The 11,299-nt window shown below is 59.1% G+C and carries 6 protein-coding genes and 1 tRNA gene; 1 reads left to right on the top strand and 6 read right to left on the bottom strand.

Annotated elements, in window-relative coordinates; genetic code table 11:
- Window positions 1–96 (top strand) — tRNA-Sec (locus LOY43_RS14795).
- Window positions 97–252: 156 nt separating this feature from the next.
- Here the strand turns inward: LOY43_RS14795 and LOY43_RS14790 are convergent.
- The 6 genes from LOY43_RS14790 to LOY43_RS14765 all read right to left on the bottom strand — a co-directional run bounded on the left by LOY43_RS14790 (window position 253) and on the right by LOY43_RS14765 (window position 11,288).
- Window positions 253–612, bottom strand: a complete 360-nt coding sequence (locus LOY43_RS14790; protein WP_258708264.1) for a DUF6124 family protein — start codon at window positions 610–612, stop codon at window positions 253–255.
- Window positions 613–1,121: 509 nt separating this feature from the next.
- Window positions 1,122–5,123 (bottom strand): hypothetical protein, encoded by a 4,002-nt coding sequence (locus LOY43_RS14785; RefSeq protein WP_258708263.1) that lies wholly within the window; start codon window positions 5,121–5,123, stop codon window positions 1,122–1,124.
- Between the two features lie 243 nt (window positions 5,124–5,366).
- Complete coding sequence (locus LOY43_RS14780) at window positions 5,367–5,726, bottom strand: DUF6124 family protein (RefSeq protein ID WP_258708262.1); 360 nt, start codon at window positions 5,724–5,726, stop codon at window positions 5,367–5,369.
- Between the two features lie 533 nt (window positions 5,727–6,259).
- Window positions 6,260–7,555 carry an OprD family porin gene (locus tag LOY43_RS14775; protein WP_095049059.1) on the bottom strand — a complete coding sequence of 432 codons (1,296 nt, stop codon included), beginning with the start codon at window positions 7,553–7,555 and terminating at the stop codon, window positions 6,260–6,262.
- A 334-nt stretch (window positions 7,556–7,889) separates the two neighbouring features.
- On the bottom strand, window positions 7,890–9,593 hold the full coding sequence (locus LOY43_RS14770) for an amidase (RefSeq protein WP_258708261.1): 1,704 nt from the start codon (window positions 9,591–9,593) through the stop codon (window positions 7,890–7,892).
- A gap of 312 nt (window positions 9,594–9,905) precedes the next feature.
- Window positions 9,906–11,288: an aspartate aminotransferase family protein gene (locus LOY43_RS14765; protein WP_258708260.1), complete on the bottom strand. Its 1,383-nt coding sequence runs from the start codon at window positions 11,286–11,288 to the stop codon at window positions 9,906–9,908.
- Window positions 11,289–11,299: the final 11 nt, after the last annotated feature.

The following is an 11,299-nucleotide window of genomic DNA, read 5'->3' as shown; positions in this document are numbered from 1 at the left end:
GGAAGGCAATCGCGCCCGGTGGCGCGGCCGGGCTTCAAACCCGGTTGGGGACGGCATCCGTTCCCGGGCAGGTTCGACTCCGGCTGCCTTCCGCCAGTTTCCAACAAGCCAAAGAACGGCTGCCGTAGATTGATCGTTCCCACGCTCCGCGTGGGAATGCAGCCCGGGACGCTCTGCGTCCCATCCAGAGCCGAACGCGGAGCGTCCGTTGAGGCATTCCCACGCAGAGCGTGGGAACGATCTGTATCCCCGCTACTGCGGCAACTCCAGATTATCCATCACCCGATTCACCGCCAGCTCACCGAGCATGATCAATTGCGCAATCCCCAACAGCGTCCGTCGTTGCGACGCGTGTATGAGGCGGGCGAAGTCATGGGCGATGGTTCTGGCTGAGGCGAGTGTTTCGCTGGCATCAGCCAGTAGTTCCTCGTTTTTGAAGTCTGCGGTGACGGCGTACATCCGGCGGGTTTTACGGGGTGGTGGCGTGGAGCCGGGTGGGCAGAGATAGTGATCGAGGGCGCGTTCGGCGGCGTCGTTGAGCTTTTTTGAATCGAGGGATTCGTAGGGGGAGGTGGGGTCTGTTTCGGGTGGGTTGGGTGTTGGTTTGATCATCGTGAAGCTCCTTGAGATGTGGAGCCGTCATTCCATCGCTGCTAAACGGATAGGGTGGCGGCTGTACGCGGGTTAGCAGACCAGGCTCAAGGATCCCGGCGCACCGAAGTGCCCCACGCAAAGCCGCCATAACGTAATGGCAGTACTCGCGTGCCTTGAAAATTGCCGAGCTGCTAAACCCGATCGCTGATTCGTCAGCGACCGCACCACAATAGAACCCGCCCCCAAGGCGCACAAGCCGGCGGATTCTGGCGTAGCTGTAGGCAATGGCGCAAGGATGTGTAGCCTGAAAGGCGTGTCTTAAGGTGTCTTTTCAACACCTGAGTTTAAAAAGCGATTTGCGCTGACTTCACTGGCCCCTTCGCGAGCAAGCTCGCTCCCACATTTGGAATGCGTTTCCCTGTGGGAGCGAGCCTGCTCGCGAAAGGGCCATCCCGGCTAGCAGAAAAAACCTTGATCAAGCCCCGACGTTTAAATCACTGGTTAAATAAATCCATCCCTTTTTTACGTTAAAACCTCCTGGCTTTGAATCCAATGGTTTGGTATGGCGAGTAAACGTCGACTGTTTCATTTGAAAAATTTATGCCTTTTGAATAAGGCGGTGTGACCCATTGTGCGTATCCCCTTGTGAAGCATGTGGCTGCCTGCGGCTGAGATGGATTGGAGGTTTTAGCTGTGTACCAATAATGGTAGGGGGATGAGCTTACCTTTTGGAAACTAAAAGACGCGGCCTGGGCAGTCGGGTCGTTTGTGAATTCATGTGGGAAAGGTTGGGCGCCTATGGATGTGAGCCAAGCCATGGACTCTGCGTGAGTGCGGTGCAGCGAGTTGAATACCAGTTCATAAACGTTTTTACAGCTAACCTCGTAACTGTTGGTCGCGCCCCTTTCGTCACGCGCGGTGATGCGTGCGGTTCCTATTCCTGTAGAAACAACATGGCCAGTTTTTGGATCTACGGAAGCAACGTTAAGGTCTGACGAACTGTATTGGTAAGGAGGATTACCGCCCCGAGCTTCTCGTGTGCGATGCGCGTTATCGTGTAAATATGCAGTCGTATCGAAAGGCGGGATATGGGGGGCCGGCGCCGGATAGAAGTGGGGCCCATCCAGCACCATTGGTGAGGTATCTATTTCCAGAGCGTCAGCTGTGACGGTCAGTGTCCTGGCGGCCGAGGCGGCACCGGATCCATACAGCGCCTTGGCGGTAAAGCTGTGTGCTGCCACAGCCAAGGCAATGATGAGCAACGTCCAGACACCGGTTGTGGGATCTGCCGTTGCCGGACCTTTGGAGACAGCGCCGTCAAAGATTTCGACTTTCTGGCCTTTGGCAGCAATCCCGGACAGCGTTACGGCGGTTTCTACCGTGGTGCCGTTCTGCGGAATTTCGACACCGCTCGGCGAGCCCTTCACGGAGGTCAACGTTGGGGCGGTGGCGGCGGTCACGGTCAGGGTCCTGACCGCCGATTCGACCCCCGGCGCATACACCGCACTGGCCTTGAAGTTGTGCACGGCCGCGCTCAGGCCTGAAACCGGCAGCTCCCATTTACCTGTTGCGGGATCGGCAGTCGCTTTGCCTTTTGAAGTGGCGCCGTCGAATATTTCGACTTGTTGACCCTTGGCAGCGATCCCGGACAGCGTTACGGCGGTTTCTACCGTGGTGCCGTTCTGCGGAATTTCGACACCGCTCGGCGAGCCCTTCACGGAGGTCAACGTTGGGGCGGTGGCGGCGGTCACGGTCAGGGTCCTGACCGCCGATTCGACCCCCGGCGCATACACCGCACTGGCCTTGAAGTTGTGCACGGCCGCGCTCAGGCCTGAAACCGGCAGCTCCCATTTACCTGTTGCGGGATCGGCAGTCGCTTTGCCTTTTGAAGTGGCGCCATCGAATATTTCGACTTGTTGACCCTTGGCAGCGATCCCGGACAGCGTTACGGCGGTTTCTACCGTGGTGCCGTTCTGCGGAATTTCGACACCGCTCGGCGAGCCCTTTACTGAGGTCAGTATTGGAGCGGTGGAGGCAGTCACCCCCACGTGGCGGACATTCGAATAGGTCGAGCTGCTGTGATAAAGAGACTTTGCATACAACCGGTGCAGAGCATCCTGGACCGCCACCTCGATTTCACGCTCCCACTCGCCAGTCCTTTCACTTGCCGTTGCGATGCCCTTAGAAACTGCGCTTGCCCCGCTACCATCAAAGATTTCGACCTTCTGGCCGTAACTTGCCTTGCCTTTGAGTTTCACTGTTGTGCTGACGGTCGTTGCACGGTCAGGCACCTCCACACCTTTGTCATCCAGCACATTGTCCAGCGTCGGCTTCACTAGCGCGACGACAACCAGATCGTGAGCTGCGGAGAGTTCACCATCCTTGCGTTTAGCGCGCAGGTTGTAGGTGTTTCCGGCAACCAGCACCCTCAGTCGAGCGGTCCAGTCTCCGTGGACGTCGACTGGAATTTCATCGTCTGAAATCGTCTCGCTGCCATTGACCAGATCAATCTTTGTGCTTGGCGTAGCCGTCCCCGTCAGCGTGATGTCTGTTTGTACAGTCAGGCTGCCAGGGGGGATTTCTTCATCGCTGGAAGTGCCTTTGACCGATGTGATCGCGGGCACCACAACCTGAACCGCACTAACCGTATACGTACGCAGCAAAAACCGCTTCGCCAACCCCAAATCCTCACTCTTCCCAAACGCTACCCACATCTCCATGGTCAGTGGTGTCCCATCCTTCAACCCTTTCAAATCCTCATAAGGCGCGGTCGCTTCGAAGTAGCGATTCTTCACCCAGTCATCATTGACGAAGGCAAACGGTGCCGCCCAAATGTATTTGTCATAGGTCGAGTCATCGGCGTTAGTGCCCCTGAACAGCAACCAGACATATTGCCCCACCGCATTGAAGGGAAACCCCGAACACCACATTTTGCCTTCAGGTGTCAGCTCGGCCAGATTCAGCTCCGATCCTTCACCCGCATTGCTCGCTTCCTTCAAGCGAGGAGCGATGAGTTCTGCCTGGGGCAGTTCCTGCACATTGAGGATGAATGGATCAGACGGCTGCGGCTGGCCGTTGCCACGGGTAATGGTGTAACTGACGGTCACTCTGCCGCCCAGACAAAAGGCCACGAGTGACGGCGGAATATCGATGCTCAGACCAATCTCACTGATCGGCCGTGGATCGCTGGTGAATGAGCCTTCAGCGTGGGTGCCGGGTTCGGGGATCCAGCTTACGTTGAGCAGGTCGGTGGGGTGGGTGGTGCCTTGTGGCACGACAATAGTGAGTTTGGAAACGGCAGCCATTGGGGCCAAGCTGTTGCCGGTGGCTTGCTGAACGCCGGCGGGCTTCAGTTCCATGTACTCGCCTTCTACTGTTGCAGTGGCGATGTTGGATTCGGCTTTCAGTGTGTCGTCGAGTTTTCGCAGTAATTTGTATTTGACCGATACGCTGGTGGCGACGATGACGTCTTTGTTCAGTACTTTCAGAAGGCAGGTTATTTTATTGCCGATGTCGTCCGTTTCGACTTGACCGGTGAGCACCACTGTTTTGTCATCTTCGCCCGGAATTTTCGCGGTGTAAGTGGCTTCAATTTTGTCGCCAGGCTCGAAGCGCGGGTCGACCGTCGATATGTACAGTAGCAGTGGATTGCTACCGAGTTTTTTAAGATCAATGATGCCCGGCTCGTCGGCTGTATCGCCTATGATTTCTCGCAAAATCGGCATGTCCAGGAGCGTGCCATCCAGATCCTCATTCACTGCCACCGCAGCGGACCATACTGCATCGGGATCCGGCCCATTGAGCAATTGATCGGTCACGGTGTAGGAAAAGTTGAGGACCTTGTTCTGACGTTTCGCTTTGTCGAGAAACTCGCGCTCCACCGTGAAGCAGACGGTCGTTGGCTTTTCGGTGCCCGGGTTCGGCGGTTCGGGGGCCTGATCGTTGCTGACCGGGAAGGTCTTTATTTCGCCGTTGCACTTCAGGCTGATGGTGTCGTAAGCGCGGCAGTAGGGATAACGGAAGCAGACGGGCGCGCTGACGAAGTCTTTGCCGACGCCTTGTTTAATGAGGTCGGACAAGTCCAGGCCGAGTTCGGAGTGGCCGTCGATTTCGGGAAAGCGATCCTTCAAGCCGGGGCGGATGCGGTTGTAGAGGATTTCCAGCGGTGGTGTGGAAATGCCTCGATTGTCGCTGCCACGCCTGACGGTGTAGTACATCTTGTTGACCTCGTCCGGATGCAGGCGACCCTTGGGAATGCGTAACGTGGTGCGTCCGTCCGGATCCTCAATGGTTTCGCTGTCCAGTGCGGCCGGTTCATTCTCAAGCCAAAGCTCCATGACGTCGCCGGGATCCATGGTGCCCGACAACGGTGGGTCGACGAGGACAACGGCGCCTTCACCGTCGGTGACGAGATCATAGGCCACCAAGGGCACGCCGATGTGTGCACCTACCACGGACGTGGTCTGGCCGTTGACCTCTGGCGGGTACAGGACGAGGACGGTGTTGTCCGGCGGGGTTGAGGTGGTCATGGATGAGGCTCCTGCGTGTTGGGAACGGGCAGGGGTTATCAGAGCGCTTAATTGAGAATTGCGCACCTGTCAGATCTGACAGGTGGCGACGAGTGGTCATTGGTTTGGAGGTTAAAAGCAAAAGATCGCAGCCTTCAGCAGCTCCTACGGGCATCGGTGTAGGAGCTGCCGAAGGCTGCGATCTTTTGATCTTGCCGGTGTTGATCGTTCCCGCGCTCGGCGTGGGAACGATCTGTATTCCTGCTACTGCGGCAACTCCAGATTATCCATCACCCGATTCACCGCCAGCTCGCCGAGCATGATCAATTGCGCGATGCCCAACAGCGTCCTGCGCTGCGACGCGGGGATGAGATGGGCGAAGTCATGAGCGATGGTTCTGGCGGAGGCGAGGGTTTCGCTGGCATCAGCCAGTAGTTCCTCGTTTTTGAAGTCTGCGGTGACGGCGTACATCCGGCGGGTTTTACGGGGCGGCGGTGTGGAGCCAGGTGGGCAGAGGTAGTGATCGAGGGCGCGTTCGGCGGCGTCGTTGAGTTTGTTGGAATCGAGGGATTCGTAGGGGGAGGCGAGGTCGGTTTCGGGCGGGTTTGGTGTTGGTTTGATCATGGGTAAAGCCTCTAGAGTATTGAAGCTGCCACTGTTCGCTGCTAACGAAGGAGGTGGCGGCTGTACGCGGGTTAGCAGACCAGGACTCTAGAACCCGGCGCACCGAAGTGCCCCACGCAAAGCCGCCATAACGGCAACGGACTTTGTGCGTCTAGAGAAAAAACCGGGCTGCTAAACCCGATCACTGATAATCAGCGACCGACCCACAATAGAACCCGCCCCCAAGGCGCACAAGCCGGCGGATTCTGGCGTAGCTGTAGGCAATGGCGCAAGAATTTGTAGCCTGAAAGGCGTGTCTGAAGGTGTCTTTTAAACGCCTGAGTTTAAAAGGCGATTTGCGCTGACTTCACTGGCCCCTTCGCGAGCAAGCTCGCTCCCACAGGTACAGCCTGGTGATCGCCGCAGAAACCTGTAGGAGTGAGCCTGCTCGCGATAACGGTGTATCAGTCAGCATGAATGTTGCTGAAAAGACGCTATCGCGAGCAGGCTCACTCCTACAGGGGAAAGTGTTTCAATTCGGGATGGGCGATGGGTTAGAAACCCAGTGGGTACTGGATCACCACGTAGATACGGTCAATGTCATCACCGGCCTGCGCCTCGTTGGCCCGGTGTGAAACATGCGACACCTGCACCGACAGATCCTTCGCCGCGCCCGATTGCACGACGTATTTCAAATCGATATCGCGCTCCCAGTGTTTGCCGCCGTCACCTTGCTGCGGCTGGTAACTGCCGCTGTCAGGATCGAACGGGTTGTACGCGCCACCCTTGGGCGCGTGGGTGCCGTCGATGTGGCTACCGGAAACATAGCGGGTCATGAACTTCAGGCCGGGGATGCCGAAGGCGCCGAGGTCGAGGTCGTAGCGCGCTTGCCAGGAGCGTTCGTTGGCGCCGTTGAAATCGGCGTATTTGATCGAGTTGGCGAGGTAGATCGAGTCGCCGCCGACGAAATCGAACGGTGTGTCGCCATTGATCTTTTGCCAGCCGAGCATCACCGCGTGCGGGCCGAAGGCGTATTTGCCGGAGAGGCTGAACGCGGTGTTGTCGATGGCGCCGGCCAGCGCTCGGCCGGTGTCGCGGGTGTGGTAGAGGTTGGCGTCGAGCAGCACCCCGGACTGCTTGAAGTGCAGATTGCCGTAGTACTGATGCCAGGTGTCGCTCAGGTCGGAGGCATACAGCGCGCCGCCCACTGGGCTGTCGGTGAACAGATCGGCGCCGAGAAAACTGATCGCGCCGGCCTCGGTATTGGCGCCATAGCCGTAGAAGTCGCCTCTGCCGGAGGAGCTGTCCTGGTTCTTGAAAGCGGTGAAATGCCCGGCCATCAGGTTGATGTGGTCGAACTCGGCGCTGTTGAGCAGGAAGCCTGTGGCGTACTCCGGTTGCAAGCGTTTGTCGGAGGTGTCGAACACCGGGGTTTCGACGGTCATTTCACCGAAGGCGAGGGTGGTGCGCGAGGCTTTCAGCTTGAGCGCACCGCCTGCGCTGGAGTAATCGTTTTCGCTGCGGCCATCGCTGTCGACCGGCAGCAGACCGGTCCCGGAATGGCCTCTGCCACCGTCGAGTTTCAGCCCGGCGAAGGCGTGGGCATCGATGCCGAAACCGACCGTTCCGGCGGTGAAACCGGATGAGAAAGTGCCGATAAGGCCCTGAGCCCATTCCTGTTTGTAGTTTTTTCCGGACGGTGAGGGGGAGCGATAGTCGTTGCTCAAGTAGAAATTACGGGTGAGCACTTCGCTTTTGGCATCGTCGAAAAAACCGCTGGCTTGGGCGGTTGAGTTCAGACCGCAGAGCAGCGCGAGGAGGGTGAGGCGTGAAGAGGCGCGGTCGATCATGGTCGGTGGCCAGCGGCAATTAAGATGGCTGGGATGATCGCGGGAATGTAGGGCAGGGGATTGAGCGGATGTGCTCAATGAACGGCATCACACAACCCCCTGTAGGAGTGAGCCTGCTCGCGATAGCGGTGTGTCAGTCTCGATAAATTTAACTGACACACCGCTATCGCGAGCAGGCTCACTCCTACAGGGTTTTGGGTTGAATGAGGGTTTTGTGGCGGGAGCGGAAATCTGTGGGAGCTGGCTTGCCAGCGATGGCAGTGTGTCAGCCAAGTTTATCCAAGCTGACACATCGCTATCGCGAGCAGGCTCACTCCTACAGTTTTAACCGCGTTTACGCCAGCGGCGGCGTGCGTGGCGGGATCTGGCGTTTGCTGCCGGTTGATTCAAACGCGGCGGCGAAACGCAGCAGGTTCGAGTCGTCGTAGGCGCGGCCGGCGAAGGTTAAGCCCACCGGCATGCCGATGTCGGCCATCACGCCCATCGGCACGGTGACGGTCGGCACGCCGAGATGACGGATCGCCAGGTTGCCGTTGGCCACCCAAATGCCATTGCTCCAGGCGATGTCAGCCGACTCCGGGTTGACGTCCGCGTCCGCCGGGCCGACGTCGGCAACAGTCGGGAACAGCACGGCGTCGAGGCCAAGCGTGTCCATCCAGTCTTCGAGGTCGATGCGTCGGGTTTGCTCCAGGCCGCGCAGGCCGTCAGGCACGGTGCTGATTTCATTCCACGGGGTGATGCCGCGCTCGGCCATGCGCACGTACTCATCCATGCCGGCAGCCAGATCGCCTTCACGGTTGGGCAGGGTGCCCGGGTCGTGCGGGAAGATTTTCGGCCCGTCGACGTCGACCAGACGATTGAGTTTCGGATCGCCGTTGGCTTGCAGGAAGTCGTCGAACGCCCACGCGGTCAGGTCCCACAGTTCATGGTGGAGGAACTCTTTGGAGACCAGACCCCGGGTGAACACGGTCGGGGCGCCGGGGCGGTCGCCTTCGCAGTTGGACACCAGCGGGAAATCGGTTTCGATGACTTCGGCACCGGCCGCTTCGAGGGCCTGACGCGCCTGCTTCCACAAGTCGATCACCGAGGCGCGGGTGTTGATGCGTTGGCCGGTCGGGCCTCCGATGCCCGGGGCTTCGCTGGTGCCAGCCTCAGGGTCGGCATTGATAAACATGCGCGGCACGGCGAAACGCTTGCCGGCCAGCGCTTGGCTGTTGGCGGCCAGATCGGCGTAGGCGGCGGGGCGCACTTCGCTGACGCTCGGGATCGGCACCCACGGTTGCAGACGCCAGAGGTCGCCACGGGTGTCCGGGTCTTCGGCGACGACGATGTCGAGGACTTCGAGCAGGTCGGCCATGGTGCGTGCGTAAGGCACGACGACGTCCATGGTCGGCGTCAACGGCCAGTTGCCACGCACCGAAATCACGCCGCGCGACGGGGTGTAGGCGCACAAGCCGTTGTTCGACGCCGGGCCACGCCCGCTCGACCAGGTTTCTTCAGCCAGACCAAACGCGGCAAAACTCGCGGCAGTGGCGGTACCGGCACCGTTCGACGAACCGGAGGCAAACGGCGCGGTGAGGTAATTGGCGTTGTAAGGACTTTCGGCGCGACCGTAGACGCCACGTTGCATGCCGCCATTGGCCATCGGCGGCATGTTGGTTTTGCCCAGGCAAATCGCCCCGGCCGCGCGCAGACGTTCAATGGTGAAGGCGTCGCGATAAGCGACCAGATCGGCGAAGGCCGGGCTGCCGGACGCTGCAGTGAGGCCTTTGACCAGATAGCTGTCTTTGGCGGTGTAGGGAATGCCGTCGAGCGGGCCGAGGGTTTTGCCTGCGGCACGGCGGGCATCGGACGCCCGGGCTTCGTTCAGCGCTTCAGGGTTGCGCACGACCACGGCATTCAGCGCCGTTGGGGTGTCGGCGCCATCGTAGGCATCGATGCGTGCGAGATATGCCTGTACCAGTTCGACAGCGGTGGTTTGGCCGGACTCGAGCGCGGCGCGCAGTTGGGCAATGGAAACTTCGGTGACTTCGATCATGCGCTCACCGCTGTTTGAATTTGGGTGTTTTTCCTGGAGTGGGTGTTCATATCGGTTCTCGTTGCACAGCTATAAGCGACAAGGTTAAGACTGGCGCCTATTTAACACCAAGCGGCGCATGGAGTAATCGGCGGGATTGATCTCCAACCGATTTTCCCTTTCAGGCTTACACCATTCCCTGTGGGAGCTGGCTTGCCAGCGATGGGGCCAGCCCATTCGATAATGATGTGTCTGAACTATCGCCATCGCTGGCAAGCCAGCGCCCACAGGGATTTTATGGTGTTCACAGACGGCAGGTATGACCGCAGTCGATCACAGCACCCCGTACTCCCGCGCCGTCCGATCCACCGCAATCCGCGTCTTGTCGATCAACTCATCCAGCTCCGTGCGCGTGGCCACCAGCGCTGGGGCCATGATCATCCGTCCCAATGTCGAGCGAATGATCAATCCCTCCTCAAAGCCAATCGTGCGGCAACGCCAGGCGATGTCGTTTTCATTGGCAAAGCGCTTGCGGCTGGCCTTGTCCTCAGCAAACTGCAACGCCGCCACCAAACCAACGCCCTGAATCTCACCCACCAACGGGTGATTGCCAAACACTTCGCGCAGGCAATTCTGCAGGTACGGGCCAGTGTCGTTTTTTACCTGGGTGACCACACCTTCATCACGCAACGCCTTGAGGTTGGCAATCGCCACCGCGGCCGCCACCGGGTGCCCGGAATAGGTCAGGCCGTGGGCAAATACGCCACCTTTTTCCACCAGCGCCTCAGCCATGCGCCGCGACAGAATCAAGCCACCCATAGGGATGTAACCCGAGGTCAGGCCCTTGGCGATCGATAATGTGTCCGGCTCAAAACCGAACGTCTGATGGGCGAACCATTCACCCGTGCGACCAAAACCACCAATCACTTCATCCGCACACAACAACACATCGTATTTACGGCAAATACGCTGGATTTCCGGCCAGTACGTCGCCGGCGGAATGATCATCCCACCCGCACCCTGAAACGGTTCTGCGACGAACGCGGCGACCTTGTCGGCGCCTAGCTCAAGAATCTTGTCTTCCAGTTGCCGCGCCGCTTGCAGGCCGAATGCTTCCGGGCTGAGGTTGCCTTCGTGAGCGAACCAGTACGGCTCATCAATGTGCGCGACATCGGGAATGGTCCCGCCCATCTCATGCATGAATTTCATCCCGCCCAACGCCGTCGCGGCCAGGGTCGAGCCGTGGTAGCCGTTCCAGCGGCCGATCATGATTTTCTTCTCGGGCTGGCCCATCACCTGCCAGAACTTGCGCACGGTGCGGATCAGCACTTCGTTGGCTTCGGAGCCGGAGTTGGTATAGATCGCGTGGCTGTAGTGCTTGGGCAACAGACTGAAGAGCAGTTCGGACAGCTCGATCACCGCGGGGTGAGTGGTGTGGAAGAACATGTTGTAGTAGGGCAGTTGTTCCAGCTGTGCGGTCGCAGCAGCGGCGAGATCCTTGCGCCCGTAACCAAGGTTGGTGCACCACAGGCCGGACATGCCGTCCAGGTAACGATTGCCGTCGTTATCCCTCAACGCCAGCCGATCACCGCTGACCATCACCCGCGGACCTTCCTCGTTGAGCGCCTTCTGATCAACGAACGCGTGGATGTGGTGAGCGGCGTCAGAGGCTTGGTAATCGCGGGTACTGCGGGTCGAATCGAGTTCGGCGGACATGGCGGATCTCC

Source organism: Pseudomonas sp. B21-041, assembly GCF_024748675.1.
Taxonomy (GTDB): Bacteria; Pseudomonadota; Gammaproteobacteria; order Pseudomonadales; family Pseudomonadaceae; genus Aquipseudomonas; species Aquipseudomonas neuropathica.
Note: the sequence above shows the minus strand (reverse complement) of the source record. Positions and strands in the feature narration are given on the sequence as shown.